32 protein-coding genes are annotated in these 19,017 nt (G+C 38.5%); 1 reads left to right on the top strand and 31 read right to left on the bottom strand.

Features of this window, described 5'->3' with window-relative positions; all coding sequences use genetic code 11:
- Positions 1 to 18: 18 nt before the first annotated feature.
- The 29 genes from IAE52_RS06500 to rpsJ all read right to left on the bottom strand — a co-directional run bounded on the left by IAE52_RS06500 (position 19) and on the right by rpsJ (position 15,507).
- On the bottom strand, positions 19 to 957 hold the full coding sequence (locus IAE52_RS06500) for a DNA-directed RNA polymerase subunit alpha (RefSeq protein WP_003130557.1): 939 nt from the start codon (positions 955 to 957) through the stop codon (positions 19 to 21).
- A 47-nt stretch (positions 958 to 1,004) separates the two neighbouring features.
- A complete protein-coding gene (gene rpsK / locus IAE52_RS06495) occupies positions 1,005 to 1,388 on the bottom strand; it encodes a 30S ribosomal protein S11 (protein ID WP_010906297.1) in 384 nt (127 codons plus the stop codon).
- A gap of 20 nt (positions 1,389 to 1,408) precedes the next feature.
- Positions 1,409 to 1,774: a 30S ribosomal protein S13 gene (gene rpsM, locus IAE52_RS06490; RefSeq protein ID WP_003130555.1), complete on the bottom strand. Its 366-nt coding sequence runs from the start codon at positions 1,772 to 1,774 to the stop codon at positions 1,409 to 1,411.
- A gap of 17 nt (positions 1,775 to 1,791) precedes the next feature.
- Positions 1,792 to 1,908 (bottom strand): 50S ribosomal protein L36, encoded by a 117-nt coding sequence (rpmJ, locus tag IAE52_RS06485; RefSeq protein ID WP_001808836.1) that lies wholly within the window; start codon positions 1,906 to 1,908, stop codon positions 1,792 to 1,794.
- Between the two features lie 53 nt (positions 1,909 to 1,961).
- Positions 1,962 to 2,180 carry a translation initiation factor IF-1 gene (infA, locus tag IAE52_RS06480; protein ID WP_003130554.1) on the bottom strand — a complete coding sequence of 73 codons (219 nt, stop codon included), beginning with the start codon at positions 2,178 to 2,180 and terminating at the stop codon, positions 1,962 to 1,964.
- A 296-nt stretch (positions 2,181 to 2,476) separates the two neighbouring features.
- Positions 2,477 to 3,124, bottom strand: a complete 648-nt coding sequence (locus IAE52_RS06475; RefSeq protein ID WP_010906298.1) for an adenylate kinase — start codon at positions 3,122 to 3,124, stop codon at positions 2,477 to 2,479.
- A gap of 139 nt (positions 3,125 to 3,263) precedes the next feature.
- Positions 3,264 to 4,583, bottom strand: coding sequence for a preprotein translocase subunit SecY (gene secY, locus IAE52_RS06470; protein ID WP_003129919.1), 1,320 nt, complete (start codon positions 4,581 to 4,583; stop codon positions 3,264 to 3,266).
- Between the two features lie 77 nt (positions 4,584 to 4,660).
- A complete protein-coding gene (gene rplO, locus IAE52_RS06465) occupies positions 4,661 to 5,104 on the bottom strand; it encodes a 50S ribosomal protein L15 (protein ID WP_003129920.1) in 444 nt (147 codons plus the stop codon).
- Between the two features lie 274 nt (positions 5,105 to 5,378).
- Entirely contained in the window at positions 5,379 to 5,558 is a 180-nt protein-coding gene (gene rpmD, locus IAE52_RS06460; RefSeq protein ID WP_003129921.1) for a 50S ribosomal protein L30, read from the bottom strand.
- Between the two features lie 10 nt (positions 5,559 to 5,568).
- The gene (gene rpsE / locus IAE52_RS06455; RefSeq protein WP_003129922.1) at positions 5,569 to 6,075 is read right to left on the bottom strand and encodes a 30S ribosomal protein S5; all 507 of its coding nucleotides are present in this window, start codon (positions 6,073 to 6,075) and stop codon (positions 5,569 to 5,571) included.
- Positions 6,076 to 6,093: 18 nt separating this feature from the next.
- Complete coding sequence (rplR, locus tag IAE52_RS06450) at positions 6,094 to 6,441, bottom strand: 50S ribosomal protein L18 (protein WP_003129924.1); 348 nt, start codon at positions 6,439 to 6,441, stop codon at positions 6,094 to 6,096.
- A gap of 216 nt (positions 6,442 to 6,657) precedes the next feature.
- Positions 6,658 to 7,194: a 50S ribosomal protein L6 gene (rplF, locus tag IAE52_RS06445; RefSeq protein WP_003129925.1), complete on the bottom strand. Its 537-nt coding sequence runs from the start codon at positions 7,192 to 7,194 to the stop codon at positions 6,658 to 6,660.
- Positions 7,195 to 7,410: 216 nt separating this feature from the next.
- Positions 7,411 to 7,809: a 30S ribosomal protein S8 gene (gene rpsH, locus IAE52_RS06440; RefSeq protein ID WP_003129932.1), complete on the bottom strand. Its 399-nt coding sequence runs from the start codon at positions 7,807 to 7,809 to the stop codon at positions 7,411 to 7,413.
- A gap of 208 nt (positions 7,810 to 8,017) precedes the next feature.
- Positions 8,018 to 8,236 carry a hypothetical protein gene (locus tag IAE52_RS11530; RefSeq protein ID WP_003129934.1) on the bottom strand — a complete coding sequence of 73 codons (219 nt, stop codon included), beginning with the start codon at positions 8,234 to 8,236 and terminating at the stop codon, positions 8,018 to 8,020.
- A 559-nt stretch (positions 8,237 to 8,795) separates the two neighbouring features.
- Positions 8,796 to 8,981 (bottom strand): type Z 30S ribosomal protein S14, encoded by a 186-nt coding sequence (locus tag IAE52_RS06430; protein WP_003129946.1) that lies wholly within the window; start codon positions 8,979 to 8,981, stop codon positions 8,796 to 8,798.
- 18 nt (positions 8,982 to 8,999) lie between these two features.
- Positions 9,000 to 9,542, bottom strand: coding sequence for a 50S ribosomal protein L5 (gene rplE / locus IAE52_RS06425; protein WP_003129948.1), 543 nt, complete (start codon positions 9,540 to 9,542; stop codon positions 9,000 to 9,002).
- 19 nt (positions 9,543 to 9,561) lie between these two features.
- The gene (gene rplX, locus IAE52_RS06420; protein ID WP_003129951.1) at positions 9,562 to 9,867 is read right to left on the bottom strand and encodes a 50S ribosomal protein L24; all 306 of its coding nucleotides are present in this window, start codon (positions 9,865 to 9,867) and stop codon (positions 9,562 to 9,564) included.
- Positions 9,868 to 10,000: 133 nt separating this feature from the next.
- Positions 10,001 to 10,369 carry a 50S ribosomal protein L14 gene (rplN, locus tag IAE52_RS06415; RefSeq protein ID WP_003129953.1) on the bottom strand — a complete coding sequence of 123 codons (369 nt, stop codon included), beginning with the start codon at positions 10,367 to 10,369 and terminating at the stop codon, positions 10,001 to 10,003.
- Between the two features lie 22 nt (positions 10,370 to 10,391).
- Positions 10,392 to 10,652, bottom strand: coding sequence for a 30S ribosomal protein S17 (rpsQ, locus tag IAE52_RS06410; RefSeq protein ID WP_003129955.1), 261 nt, complete (start codon positions 10,650 to 10,652; stop codon positions 10,392 to 10,394).
- 20 nt (positions 10,653 to 10,672) lie between these two features.
- A complete protein-coding gene (gene rpmC / locus IAE52_RS06405; protein WP_003129957.1) occupies positions 10,673 to 10,882 on the bottom strand; it encodes a 50S ribosomal protein L29 in 210 nt (69 codons plus the stop codon).
- Positions 10,882 to 11,295, bottom strand: coding sequence for a 50S ribosomal protein L16 (gene rplP / locus IAE52_RS06400; RefSeq protein WP_003129958.1), 414 nt, complete (start codon positions 11,293 to 11,295; stop codon positions 10,882 to 10,884). The genes rpmC and rplP overlap by 1 nt, the downstream gene beginning before the upstream one ends.
- Positions 11,296 to 11,298: 3 nt before the next feature.
- Positions 11,299 to 11,952: a 30S ribosomal protein S3 gene (rpsC, locus tag IAE52_RS06395; RefSeq protein WP_003129960.1), complete on the bottom strand. Its 654-nt coding sequence runs from the start codon at positions 11,950 to 11,952 to the stop codon at positions 11,299 to 11,301.
- 12 nt (positions 11,953 to 11,964) lie between these two features.
- Positions 11,965 to 12,312, bottom strand: a complete 348-nt coding sequence (gene rplV / locus IAE52_RS06390; RefSeq protein ID WP_010906302.1) for a 50S ribosomal protein L22 — start codon at positions 12,310 to 12,312, stop codon at positions 11,965 to 11,967.
- Between the two features lie 15 nt (positions 12,313 to 12,327).
- A complete protein-coding gene (rpsS, locus tag IAE52_RS06385) occupies positions 12,328 to 12,606 on the bottom strand; it encodes a 30S ribosomal protein S19 (protein WP_003129963.1) in 279 nt (92 codons plus the stop codon).
- A gap of 159 nt (positions 12,607 to 12,765) precedes the next feature.
- Positions 12,766 to 13,596: a 50S ribosomal protein L2 gene (gene rplB / locus IAE52_RS06380; protein WP_003129965.1), complete on the bottom strand. Its 831-nt coding sequence runs from the start codon at positions 13,594 to 13,596 to the stop codon at positions 12,766 to 12,768.
- Between the two features lie 15 nt (positions 13,597 to 13,611).
- A complete protein-coding gene (locus IAE52_RS06375; protein ID WP_003129966.1) occupies positions 13,612 to 13,905 on the bottom strand; it encodes a 50S ribosomal protein L23 in 294 nt (97 codons plus the stop codon).
- Positions 13,905 to 14,531 (bottom strand): 50S ribosomal protein L4, encoded by a 627-nt coding sequence (gene rplD / locus IAE52_RS06370; RefSeq protein WP_003129968.1) that lies wholly within the window; start codon positions 14,529 to 14,531, stop codon positions 13,905 to 13,907. The genes IAE52_RS06375 and rplD overlap by 1 nt, the downstream gene beginning before the upstream one ends.
- Positions 14,532 to 14,556: 25 nt before the next feature.
- A complete protein-coding gene (rplC, locus tag IAE52_RS06365; RefSeq protein ID WP_003129970.1) occupies positions 14,557 to 15,180 on the bottom strand; it encodes a 50S ribosomal protein L3 in 624 nt (207 codons plus the stop codon).
- Between the two features lie 18 nt (positions 15,181 to 15,198).
- On the bottom strand, positions 15,199 to 15,507 hold the full coding sequence (gene rpsJ / locus IAE52_RS06360) for a 30S ribosomal protein S10 (protein WP_003129973.1): 309 nt from the start codon (positions 15,505 to 15,507) through the stop codon (positions 15,199 to 15,201).
- 311 nt (positions 15,508 to 15,818) lie between these two features.
- Here rpsJ and mscL point away from each other — a divergent pair, with 311 nt between their 5' ends.
- On the top strand, positions 15,819 to 16,187 hold the full coding sequence (gene mscL / locus IAE52_RS06355; protein WP_010906303.1) for a large-conductance mechanosensitive channel protein MscL: 369 nt from the start codon (positions 15,819 to 15,821) through the stop codon (positions 16,185 to 16,187).
- 39 nt (positions 16,188 to 16,226) lie between these two features.
- Here mscL and IAE52_RS06350 read toward each other — a convergent pair whose 3' ends face one another.
- Both IAE52_RS06350 and thrC read right to left on the bottom strand, forming a co-directional pair.
- On the bottom strand, positions 16,227 to 17,516 hold the full coding sequence (locus IAE52_RS06350) for an MATE family efflux transporter (RefSeq protein ID WP_033900722.1): 1,290 nt from the start codon (positions 17,514 to 17,516) through the stop codon (positions 16,227 to 16,229).
- The gene (gene thrC / locus IAE52_RS06345) at positions 17,513 to 19,003 is read right to left on the bottom strand and encodes a threonine synthase (protein ID WP_033900720.1); all 1,491 of its coding nucleotides are present in this window, start codon (positions 19,001 to 19,003) and stop codon (positions 17,513 to 17,515) included. Before thrC ends, IAE52_RS06350 begins: the two co-directional genes overlap by 4 nt.
- Positions 19,004 to 19,017 lie beyond the last annotated feature (14 nt).

The following is a 19,017-nucleotide window of genomic DNA, read 5'->3' as shown; positions in this document are numbered from 1 at the left end:
TTGTTTCCTCCTATATTATTATTTTCTTTTTTTAAGGGAAAGTCCCAATTCAGTCAATTTAACTTTGACTTCTTCTACTGATTTGTGACCGAGGTTTTTGACTTTAATCATGTCAGCTTCGCTCATTTCAACAATATCAGCAACAGTGTTAATACCTGCGCGTTTCAAACCATTGTAAGCACGAACTGAGAAGTCCATTTCTTCAATAATTTTATCGAGCACACGTTCTGTTTTAACTTCATCTTTAACAACAAGTGTTTCGGCTTCAGCTGCAACTTCTGAAAGATCAACGAACAAGTTCAAGTGGTCTGTCAAGATTTTAGCTGAGAGTGACAAAGCTTCGTCAGAAACGATAGTACCGTTTGTAGTAATTTCAAGTGTTAATTTATCATAGCTAGAATCTCCACCAACACGGGCAGGTTCTACTTGATAATTTACTTTACTTACTGGTGTGTAAATTGAGTCTACAGCAATTGTGCCAATTGGCGCTCCATCGACTTTATTTTCGTCAGCCGGAACATAGCCGTATCCTTTTTTAACAGTCATTACAGCACGCATTGAGTGACCTTCAGCAATAGAGAACAAGTAATGGTCTTTGTTGACAATTTCAATGTCGCTATCAGTTAAGATATCACCAGCAGTAACATCCATAGGACCAGTTACGTCAAGTTCGATTTGTTTTTCAGACTCTACGTATGATTTGATGGCAATTCCTTTAACCGCAAGAACGATTTGGATGACATCTTCACGTACGCCAGGGATTGTTGCGAATTCGTGTTGAACACCTTCAATTTGAATTGAAGTCACAGCAGCACCAGGAAGTGATGACAAAAGGACGCGACGCAGAGAGTTACCTAAAGTTGTACCATAACCACGTTCAAGTGGTTCAACAACGAATTTACCGTAATTTTCTGATTCGTCAAATTTAGTAATTTTTGGTTTTTCAAACTCAATCATGTATGTTCTCCTCTAAGCGAAAAGTGATTAGTGACAAGAGCAACTAATTATACACGACGACGTTTTGGAGGACGTGCACCATTGTGAGGTACAGGAGTCACATCACTGATAGATGTTACATTAAGACCAGCTGCAGCGAGTGCGCGGATAGCTGATTCGCGACCTGAACCAGGACCTTTAACTGTAACAGATACAGTTTTCAAACCTTGCTCTTGAGCAGCTTTAGCAGCAGCTTCTGAAGCCATTTGAGCGGCGAAAGGTGTAGATTTTTTAGAACCTTTAAATCCAAGTGCACCAGCTGATGACCAAGCAAGGGCGTTACCATGAACGTCTGTGATCATAACGATTGTGTTGTTGAATGTTGATTGGATATGAACAATTCCAGATTCAATATTCTTTTTAACACGACGTTTACGTGTAATTTTTGCCATTTTAACTCCTTTCTATTTAATTATTTTTTCTTACCTGCGATTGATTTAGCAGGACCTTTACGTGTACGAGCGTTGTTCTTAGTGTTTTGTCCACGTGTAGGAAGTCCACGACGGTGACGCATACCACGGTAAGAACCGATTTCCATCAAACGTTTGATGTTAAGTGACACTTCACGACGAAGGTCTCCTTCGAGTTTTAAGCCATCGAGTTCACGACGGATTGCATCTTCTTGATCTGATGTTAAATCTTTTGTACGGATATCTTCTGAGACACCTGCAGCTGCAAGTACTTTTTTAGATGTTTGAAGTCCAACACCGAATACGTATGTTAATGAAATAACAATGCGTTTTTCGTTTGGAATATCAACTCCAGCAAAACGAGCCATATTTTTCTATTTCCTTTCTATCCCTGACGTTGTTTGTGTTTTGGATTGGCAGGGCAAATTACCATTACACGACCGTTACGACGAATAACTTTACAGTATTCGCAGATTGGTTTAACTGATGGTCTTACTTTCATTGTGTCTTCCTTTCTATGGTTACTGTGCATCATGCACTCAATGAATGTCCGGATTACTTAAATCGGTAAGTAATTCGTCCGCGTGTCAAATCGTATGGTGAGAGTTCAACTTGAACCTTGTCTCCAGGCAAGATACGGATATAATTCTTTCGAATTTTTCCTGAAATCGTCGCCAAGACTTGGTGACCATTTTCGAGTTCAACCGTGAACATCGCATTCGGCATGGTGTCAACGACTTTGCCGTCTACTTCAATTACATCATCTTTTGCCAAGCAAAAGTACCTCCTTAGAAATTTCCCGAAAGATATATACTATATATATCTAAAAAGTCGGACTTATGTATTTTAGCATTTTTCAGCAACAAATGCAAGTCTTTCTTTCAGAAAAGCCTTTATTTTTCTAGCTTGAGTACATGTTTAATTTATTACTCGCTTTCAAAGCTGTTCATGGCAATGTTTTCGGGTGTTTCATTTTTATAATTTTACTGACAGAGAGCTTGTCAGTAAAATTTTGTATTCTAATCTTGCTATTTTACTAAAAAAACCTCTGACAGAGGTTTTTATTTTTATTATCCTAAAACTTTTTTAATATCTTCTGTTACTTGGCTAATTTCTTGTTCACCTTCAATGTTTTTAACAAGTCCAAGTTCAGTGTAGTGTTCAATAATTGGAGCTGATTCTTTAATATTGACATCCAAACGATTTTTAACTGTTTCTGGAACATCATCCGCACGTTGATAAAGGTCATGACTACCACAAACGTCACAAACACCTTCAACTTTAGTTGGATTGAAGATTTTATGATAAGTTGCTCCACAGTTACGGCAGATGTAACGGCCACTTAAACGGTCAACCAAAATATCTGGGTTAACAACGATATTTACAACGGCATCAAGTTTAATTCCGAGTTCTTCAAGCATTGTATCAAGTGCATGAGCTTGGTCAATCGTACGTGGATATCCATCAAGCAAGAAGCCTGAAGCTTTGATATCATCTTGTGCTAAACGTTCTTTAACAATTCCGTTCGTTACTTCATCAGGTACGAGTTCACCTTTATCGATGAAAGATTTAGCAAGTTTACCCATTTCAGTTTCGTTTTTCATTGCGGCACGGAACATGTCACCTGTTGAAATGTGATTTACTCCATAATTTTTAACGATGAACTCAGCTTGAGTTCCTTTACCAGCTCCTGGAAGTCCCATGATTAATAAATTCATTTTGTTTTCTCCTGATTTTAATTTATAAATTACTGACAGAACTGTCAGTAAATTGCAGATGTTCTCTGTGATTTTACCTACACTATTTTAGCGTATTTTTGCTAAAAAATAAAGAAAAACCTTGTCTAATGACAAGATTTTATTTTGTTTCAAGTGGATTATCCATAAATCCTGCATATTTACGTTTGAGTAAATATCCTTCAAGTTGTTTCACTGCTTGTATAGCAACTTGAATCAAGATTAAGAGTGATGTTCCTCCAAGAGCGACAATTTTTGGAAGTCCCCAAACGTTTTGGGCGGCAATTGGAATGATTGAAATCAAACCAAGGAAGAGCGCACCTACCGTTGCAAGACGCATTAAGAGACGTGATACATACTTTTCGGTTCCTTTACCCGGACGAACAGATGGAATGTAAGAGCCTTGTTTTTGAAGGTTTTCAGCCATCTTTTCAGGATTGACCTGAACGAATGAGTAGAAGAATGTAAAGAGCACAATCAATAATGCGTAGAAGAGCATTCCTGTCCAAGTCGTATATGACAAGGCGTCTTGTAAAGTTGACAACCAACCTACATTACTTCCTTGCGAACGTTGCAAGAATTGCAAAATCGTAGCTGGAGCAGTTGTAATTGAACCAGCAAAGATAACTGGGATAACCCCAGCTGGATTGACACGAAGTGGCAAATAAGAACTTGTTGGTGCACCTTGAGTTAATTTAGTATATTGAATAGGTACTTTACGTTCTGCTTGTTGAACAAAAGTTGTTACATAAATAATGATAATTGCTGACAATACTAGACCAATGACAAATAACCAAGACATTGGAATTTCTGAAGGTCGAACGTTTAAGAATTTTTCATCATAAACAGATTTGACCGCCGATGGGATACTAGATACAATCCCAGCAAAGATAATTACTGAAACACCTGAACCAAATCCTTTTTCATTAATTTGTTCACCCATCCAAGTGACAACCATTGAACCAGTGGTCAAAATTGCACCAATCATCAAATAGCTTTGCCAATTTGGATTTTGCACAATATTTAACGAGCTCATGGCTTGGAAACCAGCAGTAATCCCGATAGATTGTGCCATAGCAAGCACTAAGGTAATGTAACGTGTCGCTTGATTCAGTTTACGACGTCCAATTTCCCCTTGTTTTGACCACTCAACAAATTTTGGTAAAATATCCATTTGCAACAATTGAACAATGATTGAAGCAGTAATATAAGGCGAAACCCCCATTGCAAAAAGTGAATAGTTTTGCATGGCATTACCAGAAACCAAGTTCATCATGTTCAAGAAAGGAAGATTACTTACTTCTGTCAAGTTTTGAACGTTGACGCCAGGTACCGTAATATGGGCACCTAAGCGGAAAACAAAAAGGATGAAAATCGTAAAGAGAATTCTTGCTCGGACGTCCTTGACCTTAAAGGCTTCCTTAAGCGTCTTAAAAAACATAAAATCTCCTTAAAGCGTTTTAATTGTAAATAGACAATAAGCGGTTGAAAATTCAACCGCCAATTGTAGTGTAAAAATTAAGCTTCTTCTACAGAACCACCAGCAGCTTCGATTGCAGCTTTAGCAGCAGCAGATACTTTAGCAACTTTAACTGTAAGTTTTTTAGCTGTCAATTCACCGTTAGCAAGAACTTTAACACCTGATTTAACGTCCTTGATGATTTTAGCAGCTACAAGAGTTTCAGCTGAAACAGTTGCTCCATCTTCAAGACGGTTCAGAGTTTCAAGGTTGACAATAGCGTATTCTTTACGGTTAACATTCAAGAAACCACGTTTTGGCATGCGACGGAACAATTCTGTTTGTCCACCTTCAAAACCAGGACGTACTCCACCACCTGAACGAGATTTTTGACCTTTTTGTCCACGTCCAGATGTTTTACCGTTACCTGATGATGTACCACGACCTACGCGATTACGTACTTTACGACTGCCTTCAGCAGCTTTCAATGAATGAAGTTCCATTTTTTTCTCCTTATTTTGTACCTTGCTGTCGCCTATTTTCCATGAAAGGAACGTGAAAAATAAACTCGCCGATACGTTAATATATTTATTTGCCTGATATCAGACTTCTATTATTTTACTATTTTTCGATTGGAATTACAAGCCATTTCGTCGTTTGCAAATATATTTTATTATTCTAAAAAATAGCAAATAATCTTTTTTAAAGTACTCTAGATTTCTGTCAGTAAAAAAACAATCCTGTCAGTAAAGACAGAATTGTTTTTTTTAATATTAATTATGCTTCTTCAACTTTTACCAAGTGAGAAATAGAGTTTACCATACCAAGAATAGCAGGTGAACCTTCTTTTACTACTGAGCTGTTGAGTTTACCAAGACCGAGTGCTTTAACAGTTTTGCGTTGAGCAGGGATACGGCCGATTGGTGAGTTTACCAATGTAATTTTAATTTGAGCCATTTTTTCCTCCTTAGGCGAAATCTGATACAGATTTACCGCGTAATGCAGCAACTTCTTCAGCACGTTTCAATTGATTCAATCCATCAACAGTTGCACGAACAACGTTGATTGGTGTGTTTGAACCAAGTGATTTTGATGTTACGTCAGCAACACCAGCGAGTTCGAGGACGGCACGAACGGCACCACCTGCGGCAACTCCAGCACCTTCTACAGCTGGTTTAAGGAGGATTTTACCACCACCGAAGACACCAAGTGCTTCGTGAGGAAGTGTAGTACCTACCATAGGAACTGTAATAAGGTTTTTCTTAGCTGCTTCGATTGCTTTACGGATAGCTTCAGGAACTTCTTGAGCTTTACCAGTACCGAAACCTACGCGACCGTTACGGTCACCAACAACAACAAGTGCTGCAAAGCGAAGACGACGTCCACCTTTAACAACTTTAGTAACGCGGTTAATTGAAACTACGCGTTCTTCAAATTCGCTTTGTTCGCGATCATTTCTTCTGTTTTCTGCCATGTTTAATTACCCCTTTCCTTAGAATTTCAATCCAGCTTCACGAGCTGCTGTAGCGAGTGCTGCAACACGTCCGTGATAGAGGTAACCACCGCGGTCGAAGACAACTTCTTCAACGCCTTTAGCTTTTGCAGCTTCAGCAACGAGTTTACCAACTTCTGCGGCTTGTTCAGTTTTAGTACCAGTCAATTTAAGTGATGAAGCTGATGCAAGTGTTGTACCAGTTACGTCATCAATGACTTGTGCATAAATGTTTGTGTTTGAACGGAAAACGTTCAAACGTGGAGTTTCAGATGTTCCTGAAATTTTACCGCGTACACGTGTGTGACGTTTTTGGCGGAGTTTGTTTTTATCTGGTTTAGAAATCACAATTCTACCTCTATATAATTTTAAATTTCGATAGTTTTTGCCATCGATTTTCTTGCTGACAGTATTACTAGTAATGCTGTCAGCAAGCGGGGAGTTTTTGTCTGTCTAACAAAGTTAGCATTGACAAAATACTGGCAATTTGACAAGTCAAACCACCAATTACGGATAACATTTTTTGCTAAATAAATGTTCAGGAGAACATTATTTTGACAAAAATTATTTACCAGTTTTACCTTCTTTACGGCGAACGTATTCACCAACGTAACGGATCCCTTTACCTTTATAAGGTTCTGGAGAACGACGGCTACGGATGTAAGCTGCTGTTTGACCAACGGCTTCTTTGCTGATACCTTCAACAACGATAGAAGTTGGAGTTGCAACAACAAATTTGATGTTTTCTGGTGCTTCAACTTCGTCTTGGTGAGATTTACCAACTGACAATACAAGTTTAGTTCCTTGTAATTGTGCACGGTACCCAACCCCGATCATTTCAAGTGCTTTAGAGAAACCAGTTGAAACACCTTCTACCATGTTAGCAAGAAGGGCACGAGTAGTTCCGTGGAGCATTTTCATTTCTTTAGTGTCGTTTGGACGTTTTACAGTGATTTCGTTTTCAGCGATATCAAGTGTGATGTTTTCGTTGAATGAACGAACGAGTTCACCTTTAGGTCCTTTGACAGTGACAGTTGCACCGTTTACTTCTACAGATACGCCTGCAGGGATAACGATGACTTTGTTACCAATACGTGACATTTTTTTCTCCTGTTAAATTATCAGATTTAATTCAATCTGTTTTCACGGGTTTTAAATCAAAATTTGATTTAAAAGAACTTTTATTTTACTGACAGGCATAAAAATATTTCTGTCAGTAATTTTGACTTACGAAAAATTCGCTCGTCAGTTTAATATCATCAAAAGTCGATATTAAAGATTTAGATCAACTCCATCAATGAAGTCTCTCCGAACTAATTACCAGATGTAGGCAATTACTTCACCACCAACATTTGTTTCACGAGCAACTTTATCAGTTACTACACCAGTAGATGTTGAGATGATTGCTGTACCAAGTCCGTTAAGAACTTTAGGAACATCATCAGATTTCACGTAAACACGAAGACCTGGTTTTGAAATACGTTTCAAGTTAGTGATAACTTTTTCACCGTTTTTACCGTATTTAAGGAAAACGCGGATTACGCCTTGTTTGTTATCTTCAACGTATTCAACGTCTTTCACGTAACCTTCAGCTTTGAGGATTTCAGCGATTTGACGTTTGATTTTTGATGCAGGTGCTTCAACAACATCGAATTTACGCATGTTACCATTACGAATACGAGTCAAGAAATCTGCGATTGGGTCAGTCATTACCATAGTGTAATTTCTCCTTATTTGTAGTTTGGGCTTGTTCAAATCCCACTTTCAAATTAATGAGGTCTTTTTCATAAAAAGACCGAACTTAATTAGTATAGCAGAAGTTCCGCACCATGTCAACACTTTTCTTTACAATGTTTTCGGGTGTGTCATGGTTTTTCTATAAAAAAATACTGACAGAATTTCTGTCAGCAACTTTCATCCTGGCTTACGAATTCGGACTTGTTGTATCATTACTTATCTTGTAAAAAAATGACGTTGGGTTAGTATCAAATATTTCCATACCCTCATCATTTGAAGTTATTGCAAATCTATCTTTTGTCCTATCTGTTTTATCCGTTTGTGAAGAGTTTGCAAAAGTTGGCGAGCTGTTAGCCGCAGCAAACATGAACCCCATGTATTTCCCAAGATTCACAGCACCGGCCATAATAATCCCATTCTTTGATTGTGGTCCAGATATAACTCTTTGATATTCTGAACTAAAAATGATGGTACCATTTTTCAGAACAGCTTTACCACCTCCGTCAGTAGTTTGCCATGTTCCGTTTAAAGAAGAATAGTCACCTGCAAGAATTTGTGAACTATTAGCAGCCTCATACTGACTAGTTGAACTTGGACTTATGTCCGAACTTGAACTCGTACTTATACTTGAAGATTGTGAACTACTGCTTGGGAGACTTTCCTTATTTTTTATACTTTGTGACGAACTAGTATGCTCAGCTTTTTCACTTTCTTTACTTCCGCTACCGCAAGCTGTTAAAGTCGCTAAAGCTCATAAAAAAATTACAGAAACTGTTGCATACCTTTTAATTTTAACAAATATCTTTTCCATAAATTTCTCCTATTCTTTAGCTATTATAGCAAATTATTACATTTATTTCACTATTTTCGAAAACGCTCCCATATCATAGAATTCTAAGATACAAAAAAAATTACTGACAGAAATCCTGTCAGTAATTTTTATTCGTTACACGATAATTAACAAATTACCATGAAGCTTTTTTAACGCCTGGCAATTGACCTTTGTAAGCCAATTCGCGAAGACAGATACGGCAAAGTTTAAATTTGCGGTAAACTGAATGTGGACGTCCGCAACGTTCGCAACGAGTATAAGCTTGTGTTGAGAATTTTGCAGGGCGTTGGTTTTTAACAACCATAGATTTCTTAGCCATTTATGTATTCTCCCTATCTTATTTAGCGAACGGCATGCCGAGTTTAGCAAGCAATTCACGTGATTCTTCGTCAGTGTTAGCAGTTGTTACGATAACAATATCCATACCACGAACTTTATCAACATCATCATAGTTGATTTCTGGGAAAATCAATTGTTCTTTCACACCAAGTGTGTAGTTACCGCGACCGTCAAACGCTTTGTTTGAAACACCGTGGAAGTCACGTACACGTGGGAGTGAAACAGTAACCAATTTGTCCAAGAATTCGAACATACGTTCGCCACGAAGAGTTACTTTCGCACCGATTGGCATACCTTCACGAAGACGGAAAGCAGCAACTGATTTTTTAGCTTTAGTAATCAATGGTTTTTGACCAGAGATCAAAGCCAATTCAGCAACAGCTTTATCAAGGTTTTTAGAGTTGTTTACAGCATCTCCAACACCCATGTTGATAACGATTTTATCAACTTTTGGTACAGCCATGATTGAAGTGTAATTGAATTGTTCAGTCAACGCTGGTACTACTTCGTTAGTATATTTTTCTTTCAAACGATTAGTCATATTATTTCTCCTTTCCGCCTTAGTCTAAAATTTCGCCAGATTTTTTGTTGAAACGAACTTTTTTATCGTCAACAACTTTGTAACCTACACGACCAGCAACACCATTTTTGTCGAGCACTTGTACGTTAGAAACGTGGATAGGAGCTTCGATTTCAAGAATAGCACCACTTGGGTTTTCTGAGTTTGGTTTTTGGTGTTTCTTCATGATAGCAACACCTTCAACGACAACTTTATTTACTTTTGGCAAAGCTTTGATTACTTTACCAGTAGTACCGCGGTCTTTACCTGCGATAACTTTAACTGTATCACCAGTTTTTACAAACATGTTTAATTCCTTTCTTACGCCCGATGGGCACCCTAATATTTTGTTACTAGGGGACTATTCTGTTAATAATAACAGTAAAATATGATTCTGTCAAAAAATTTTTCCGACAAAACCATATCTCTATAATGCTTGATTAGAGTACTTCTGGAGCAAGTGAAACGATCTTCATGTAGCCACCTTCGCGGAGTTCGCGGGCAACTGGGCCAAAGATACGTGTTCCGCGAGGAGTTTTATCGTCACGGATGAGCACTGCTGCATTTTCATCAAATTTGATGTATGAACCGTCAGGACGTTTCGCACCAGATTTAGTACGAACGATGACTGCTTTCACAACTTCACCTTTTTTAACTGCTCCACCAGGGGCAGCTGATTTAACTGTAGCTACAACGATATCACCGATACCAGCGAACTTACGTGATGAACCACCGAGAACACGGATAGTCAAAAGTTCTTTAGCACCTGAGTTATCTGCAACTTTCAAACGAGATTCTGTTTGAATCATGCTATATTCCTCCTAGTTTTGCTTAGATAATAACTGCTTCTTCAACGATTTCTACAAGACGGAAATGTTTGTCTTTAGACAAAGGACGAGTTTCCATGATACGAACGATGTCGCCAGTTTTTGCAGAGTTGTTTTCGTCGTGAGCTTTATATTTTTTAGAATAGTTAATGCGTTTACCATAGACAGGGTGGTTACGCTTAGTTTCTACGACAACTGTGATAGTTTTATCCATTTTGTCTGAAACCACGCGGCCTTGATAAACTTTACGTTGTTTGCGTTCCATTTATAGTTTCTCCTGACCTATTATTTGTTCAATTCAGCTTGCACAGTTTTTACACGTGCAATAGTTTTCTTGACTTCATCAAGCTTAGCTGTGTTTTCGAGACGACCAGCAGCAGCTTGGAAACGAAGATCAAACAATTCTTTCTTCAATTCAGCTTCACGAGTTGTCAATTCTTCAACTGACAAAGCGCGCAAATCTTTAAGAAGTGATTTAGTTTCGCTCAATTTCATTACGCTTCACCTCGTTTCACAAATTTAGTTTTAACAGGAAGTTTGTGTGAAGCAAGACGCAATGCTTCGCGTGCAGTTGCTTCATCAACGCCGCCCAATTCAAACATGACAACGCCACGTTTAACTGGAGCAACCCAACCTTCAGGAGCACCTTTCCCTGAACCCATACGCACACCAATAGCTTTGGCTGTGTATGATTTGTGAGGGAAAATTTTAATCCAAACTTGACCGTTACGTTTCATGTAACGAGTCATAGCAATACGAGCTGCTTCGATTTGGCGGTTAGTAATCCAGTGAGATGTAGTCGCTTGAAGACCATATTCACCGAAAGAAATAGTATCGCCACCTTTAGCATAACCACGCATTTTACCGCGGAATTCACGACGGTGTTTTACACGTTTTGGTACTAACATGGATTATTTTTCTCCTTTCACAGATTTTTTAGTAGGGAGAACTTCACCACGGTAGATCCAAACTTTAACGCCGAGTTTACCATAAGTTGTGTCTGCTTCTTCCCAAGCGTAGTCGATGTCCGCACGGAGTGTGTGGAGTGGAACTGTACCTTCTGAATATCCTTCAGCACGGGCAATATCAGCACCATTCAAACGACCAGAAACTTGAGTTTTGATCCCTTTTGCACCAGCGCGCATTGCACGTTGGATTGCTTGTTTTTGAGCACGACGGAAAGCAATACGTGCTTCAAGTTGTTTAGCAATTCCTTCACCAACAAGATGAGCGTCCAAATCAGGTTTTTTGATTTCAACGATGTTGATGTGAACTTGTTTACCAGTAAGTTTGTTGAGTTCTGCACGGAGTGCATCAACGTTAGCTCCTGATTTACCGATAACCATACCTGGTTTAGCAGTGTGCAAAGTTACGATAACTTTGTTAATTGCACGTTCAGTTTCAATCAATGATACTGAAGCATCAGCAAGTTTAGTTTGGATAAGTTGACGAATTGCCAAGTCTTCGTGAAGGTAATCCGCATATTCTTTTTCAGCATACCATTTGGCATCCCAATCGCGAATAACGCCAACACGCATTCCTATTGGATGTACTTTTTGACCCACGTTTTTACCTCCTTATTCTTTCTCAGCTACAACTACAGTGATGTGAGCTGTGCGTTTGTTAATTGGTGAAGCTGAACCTTTGGCACGTGGACGGAAACGTTTCATTGTTGGACCTTCATTAATAAATGTTTCGCTTACTACCAAGTTAGCTTTTTCAAGACCAAAGTTATTTTCTGCATTAGCGATAGCACTATTAAGTACGTTTTCAACTTCTACAGCAGCTTTAGTCGGTGTAAATTTCAAGATTGCAATTGCATCTGCAACACGTTTCCCGCGGATAAGATCGATAACAAGACGAGTCTTACGAGGTGAAACGCGAACTGTTTTTGCAGTTGCTTTAGCTGAAGTAATTTCTGCCATTTTTTTCTCCTCCTATTAGCGACGTGTTTTCTTGTCGTCAGCAGCGTGACCACGATAAGTACGAGTTGGTGCGAATTCACCAAGTTTGTGTCCAACCATATCTTCTTGAACGTAAACTGGTACGTGTTTGCGACCATCGTAAACAGCAATTGTAAGTCCTACAAAGTTCGGGAAGATTGTAGAACGGCGTGACCAAGTTTTGATCACAGATTTTCTTTCGGCGTTGACTTGAGCTTCAACTTTTTTCATCAAATGCTCATCGACGAAAGGTCCTTTTTTAAGACTACGACCCATTTTGCGAGTTTCTCCTTTAAATATTTGTACCACTACCGCTACTAAGGCGGAGTTGGCGGAATTTATAGATGCACTTTCGACATCTCATTAAATTTGACAATAAGTTTTATCAAATTTAACAAGACGCCGAGAAGGCTCTTGTGAAAATAAAGCGACTTATTAGTCGTTGATACGACGAACGATAAGTTTGCTTGATTTTGCTTTCTTGTTGCGAGTCTTGAGACCAAGAGCTGGTTTACCCCATGGAGTCATTGGAGACTTGCGACCAACTGGTTGACGACCTTCACCACCACCATGTGGGTGATCGTTAGGGTTCATTACAGAACCACGTACTGTTGGGCGGATACCCATGTGACGTGTACGTCCTGCTTTACCAAGGTTGATTAAGCTTTGTTGTTCATTACCTACAACACCGATTGTAGCACGGCAAGTTGAAAGGATCATACGAACTTCGCCTGATTGAAGACGAACGAGTGTATATTTACCTTCTGAACCGAGTACTTGAGCTGAAGCACCAGCTGAACGAACCAATTGTCCGCCTTTACCAGGTTTCAATTCAATGTTGTGGATCAATGTACCAACTGGAATGTTAGCAAGTGGCAATGCGTTACCAACTTTGATGTCGGCTTCAGGGCCAGATACAACTGTCATTCCAACTTCAAGGCCTTTAGGAGCCAAGATGTATGATTTAACACCGTTAGAGTAAACGATCAATGCGATGTTTGCAGTACGGTTTGGATCGTATTCAATTGTAGCAACTTTAGCAACAACGTTGTCAGTTGTACGTTTGAAGTCGATTACACGATATTTACGTTTGTGACCACCACCGTGGTGACGAACTGTGATACGACCAGTGTTATTACGACCAGCTGTTTTGCTCATGCTTACAAGCAAGCTCTTTTCAGGAGTACTTGTAGTGATTTCAGCGAAGTCGCTACCAGTCATGTTACGGCGACCGTTTGTGGTAGGTTTGTAAACTTTAATTCCCACGATTTTCCTCCTCTATTATTCTGCGTCTTCGCCGAAGATTTCGATTGTTTTAGAATCTTCAGTCAAAGTAACGATAGCTTTTTTGTAGCCTGATTTAGTACCAGTGTATTTACCAACTCGTTTAGATTTTGGTTTAACGCTGATAGTATTTACTGAGGCAACTTTTACACCAAAGACAGCTTCAACAGCTTGTTTGATGAGAAGTTTATGCGCACGTGAATCTACTTCGAAAGTATATTTCTTTTGATCCATTGCAGCCATAGAAGCTTCAGTAATGATAGGTTTACGGATGATATCATAAAGTGACATTATGCAAGAACCTCCTCAATTTGTGTCAATGCTGATTGAACCACAAGGAGTTTGTCAGCAGAAACGATGTCAAGTACAGATGCTGAATTAGCAGTTGTAACTTTCACGTTTGCAAGATTACGTGCAGAGAGTTCTGCAAATTCGTTACCTTCGTTTGGAAGAACCACAAGAACTTTACGTTCGATTGAAAGTGCTGAGATTACTTTTGCAAATTCAGCAGTTTTAGGAGCTGTAAAGTCAAGTGTGTCAACAGCGATTAATTTACCATCAGCAACTTTTGTTGAGTAAACTGATTTAAGCGCCAATTGACGAACTTTTTGTGGAAGTTTGTAAGCGTAGCTACGTGGGTTTGGACCGAAGACAGTACCACCACCACGCCATTGTGGAGAGCGGGTAGAACCTTGACGGGCACGACCTGTACCTTTTTGACGCCATGGTTTTTTACCACCACCAGACACAGCAGAACGATTTTTGTGTGCGTGTGTTCCTTGGCGAAGGCTAGCGCGTTGTGAGATTACAACGTCGAATACGACTGATTCGTTTGGTTCGATACCAAATACTGAGTCGTTAAGTGTAACTTCACCAGCTTGTGAACCATCTTGTTTAAATAATGATACTTTTGCCATTATAGATTTCTATCTCCTTTCCTTCTTATTTAGCTTTGATTGCTGATTTAACAACAATCAATGATTTCTTAGCACCTGGGACATTACCTTTTACAAGGATAACGTTCTTTTCAGGAAGCACTTGTGCGATAACAAGGTTTTGTACAGTAACGCGTTTGTTACCCATACGTCCAGCAAGTTTTTTACCTTTTGGAACTTTGTTAGCTGCAACAGGACCCATTGAACCAGGACGACGGTGGTAACGTGAACCGTGGGCCATAGGACCACGTGATTGACCATGACGTTTGATTGGGCCTTGGAAACCTTTACCTTTAGAAGTTCCGGTAACATCAACAACATCTCCGGCTGCAAATGTATCAACAGTGATTTCTGCTCCTACTTCAGCGCCTTCGAGTCCTTTGAATTCACGAACGAAGCGCTTAGGAGTCGTATTAGCTTTAGCAGCATGACCTTTGGCAGGTTTGTTGGTCAAAACTTCACGAAGTGTATCGAAACCAACTTGAGTTGCTTCGTAACCATCTGTTTCAACAGATTTTACTTGAAGAACTGTGTTAGGAGTCGCTTCGATCACAGTAACAGGAATTAATTCACCGTTTTCTGTGAAGATTTGAGTCATTCCCACTTTTTTCCCTAAGATTCCTTTTGACATGAGAATTACCTTTCTTAATTAGAGTTTAATTTCGATGTTTACACCACTTGGCAAATCGAGTTTCATAAGTGAATCAACAGTTTTTTGTGTTGGTTCGATGATGTCGATCAAGCGTTTGTGTGTACGCATTTCGAATTGTTCGCGTGAGTCTTTGTATTTGTGAGTCGCGCGGATAACAGTGTAGACGCTACGGTCAGTTGGAAGTGGAATTGGACCACTTACTTCTGCGTTTGTACGTTTAGCAGTTTCTACGATTTTTTCTGCAGCTGCATCAAGGATACGATGTTCGTATGCTTTTAAGCGAATGCGAATTTTTTTAGTTGCCATTTTTTCTCCTCTCGTCTATTGTATTCAATAGGCTAGCTCCACGGGAAAACCGACACGTTAGGTATGGCAATACCTTCGGGTGTGTCGCAACCTCTCGTTTCGTCGCTACATACTGTTTTTAACAGCACTTGTCTATTCTATCAAAGGAGATGTGGCTTGTCAAGGACTTTTTAGACTTTTTTTCATTCTTTCTAAATCTTTTTGGGGAATGAAGGAATTTACTTGAAATGACAAGAAAGCTTACTTTGTCATCTTTAAACTTTTTGGTATAATTGTTTGAAGGATTTATAAACTATTATATAGGAGGATTTATGTTAAAGGAATTTAAAAACTTTATTTTACGTGGGAACGTATTGGACTTAGCCGTTGGGGTTATCATCGGGGCAGCTTTTACTGCTTTAGTTAAATCTTTAGTTGATAACTTGATTAATCCGTTAATCGGAATGTTTGTTCAAAGTACTGCTCTTGCTCATTTGTCAGTAACTGTTGGAAAAACAAAATTCACTTACGGTGCTTTCTTAAATGATGTCATTAATTTCATCATTACAGCCTTTGTTATTTTCATTCTTATCAAATTCATCAACAAACTCTTCCCTAAAAAAGAAGAAACTGTCGAAGAACAAAAAAACGAAGAATTGGAAACTCTCCAAGAAATTCGCGATTTATTGAAAAAACAATAAAAAAATTACTGACAGAAAAGCTGTCAGTATTTTTTTATTTTAAATTTTGATTGTGAGGCTTCGATTAAACTTGATTTTGAGAAAAATAAATCTAAAGAGATTATCAAGTAAAACTGCTAACCAAACTCCCTCTAGCCCTAATTTTAATCCTAAGGCTAAAAATGCTCCTAAAAGCAAGCGAATGCCAAACATCCCTAGCGTTGTGGCATAAAAAGGAAGTTTTGTGTTTCCTATTCCCTGAAAAGCTGCTGTATAAGTTGTTGCTCCTGTGACGAAAAAAGTCGCTAAAAATGAAAACAAAATAACAGTGGTACTTGCATTCATGGCAATTCTGTCAGTAGTGAAAAATTGATTTAGAATATTGGCTGTCAGTAAAAGGGCCAAACCAATCACAAACATCATAATCGTCGCTAACCAGTAGGTCTTTTTGATATAAGCTTTAACATTTTCAATACTATTTTCAGCTGCTGCTTGTGCTACCAAAATTACTGTAACGGTTGCCATTCCGAAAACGGGCATATAATTAAATTGTGTAATGCTTTCACCAATTGCATTTCCTGCAAATACACGTTCGCCTAATCTGACAATAATCATCATGATGAGCAAATCGCCCAAACGCATTGACAAACGCTCTCCAGTTGCTGGTAAACTTAATTTAATCAATTGATGGTCCAATTTTTCTTTATAAAATTGAAGATCGGGTCGCTTATCTTTTAACTTATAATAGAGGAAAAGCGTCCCAATAAATCTAGCAATAACCGCTCCAAGTGCTGTACCCAACACTCCTAAATGGAAAACAAAAATAAAGACAATTGACAGTATCAAATTTAGAAGACTGGCAAAAAAACTTGCCCACATCGGTGTCTTTGTATTTCCATCAGCCCGTAGAAAGGCTCCAAAAGTCGTCATTAAAGCCAAAAGGACAATCAAGCCACCTACTAAACTAAGATAAATAATGGAAAGCTCTAAAACCTGCTGACGAGCACCAAGTAAATAGAGAATAGGTCGTGCTCCCACAACTGAAACAATCCCCAAGGCAAGACCAATTAAAAAAGTCAGTTTGGTAGCAGAATTAATTAATCTTTTCGGGTTTTCCTCTACCTTCTTTGCAATAAGCACTTTGGCAAATAAACTTGAAACAATTGTTCCCAAAGCAATAAAAATCGCCTGATAGACCGTGATGAGATTATTAGCCAAAGAAACAGCTGCTACGGCAGAAAGACTAAGGTGAGCAACAATCATTGTGTCACTCACCCCTACAAGCATTTGTAAGAAATTTTCAATAATCGCCGGAAATGCGAATTTTAATATTTCTCTATTTGTTTTCATTTTAAGCCAAGATATTTTTCTACTTCTTTTTGCATTTCAGCGGCTGGAATAACGGTATGATGTAGAACTTCTGCTTCTTCAAGTCCGATGACTGCTTTTGGTAATGGAATCCCACTCAATTTTTCAAGTGATTTAACGGCAGCAAAGTCGTCTCTATTTACTGACAGCTCTGTTTTATCATTTTCAAGCCCTTCTAAAACAACTTTTGGAAACTTATAAGGACTTGCCGTGCTGACCACAACTGTTTTTTCTTTGGGTTGAATTTGATGATAGACATAATTTGCTACTGCTGTATGAGGGTCCAGAACATATTTTTCATTTTCAAAAGTTTCTTGAATTTCTTTTGAAATTTCATCTTCTGATGCCCAGTCGGCCACAAATCCCTGAAGTTTAGTAATCATTTCTTTAGAAATTTGATAATGCCCTTCTACTGATAGGGCTGTCAGTAAATCTGAGGTTACTTTATCATTTTCGTCAGTTAATTCAAAAATTAAACGTTCAAGATTTGAAGAGACCAAAATATCCATTGAAGGTGAACTTGTTACATAGAATTCACGATTTTTATCATAAAGTCCTGTTTTGAAAAAGTCTGTCAGTACATTATTTTTATTTGAAGCACAGATGAGCTGATGAACGGGCAAGCCCAATTTTTTAGCATAATAAGCCGCTAAGATATTTCCAAAATTCCCTGTTGGAACTGAAAAATTAATTTCTTCTCCGTCAGTAATTTGACCAGTTTTGACAAGTTGTGCGTAAGCATAAATATAATAAGCAACTTGTGGAATCAAACGTCCAATATTCATTGAATTTGCTGACGAAAATTGTTTATTATTTTTCAAAAGTTGATCATGTAAAACTTTGTTATTAAACATTTCTTTTACTGCTGTTTGAGCTTGGTCAAAGTTTCCATCAATTCCAACAACATGAACATTTTCCCCTTTTTGAGTCAGCATTTGTTGCTCTTGAATATGGCTGACACCACCTTTGGGATAAAAAACAATAATTTTTGTTTGGGGCACATCAGCAAAACCGGCCATTGCGGCTTTCCCTGTATCTCCAGAAGTTGCAGTCAAGATAACAATTTCATTAGTCACACCATTTTTCTTAGCCGCTTGGGTCATTAAATGAGGTAAGATAGAGAGTGCCATGTCTTTAAAAGCAATCGTTTCACCATGAAAAAGTTCAAGAATATAGTGATTCCTAAGTCTTTTAAGCGGTGCAATTTCCGGACTATCGAATTTTTCTCCGTATGCTTTTGTCACCATTGATTTAATTTCGTCAGCAGAAAAATCATCAAAAAATGCTTTCAAAACAAGTTCAGCAATTTCTTGATAAGAAGCGTTTTTTAATTTTTCAAAGTCTAAATCAACTTTTGGGAAGTCAACGGGAACAAAAAGTCCACCATCTTCTGCCAAACCTTGTAAAATAGCTTGTGACGCTGTTTTTTTATTTGATTTATCACGTGTTGACTGATAAAAAGTTACCATGATATTTATTCCCC

It is taken from the genome of Lactococcus sp. S47 (assembly GCF_016517475.1).
Classification (GTDB): Bacteria; Bacillota; Bacilli; order Lactobacillales; family Streptococcaceae; genus Lactococcus; species Lactococcus lactis.
The sequence above is the reverse complement of the archived record's forward strand: the minus strand, read 5'-3'. Positions and strand labels throughout refer to the sequence as shown.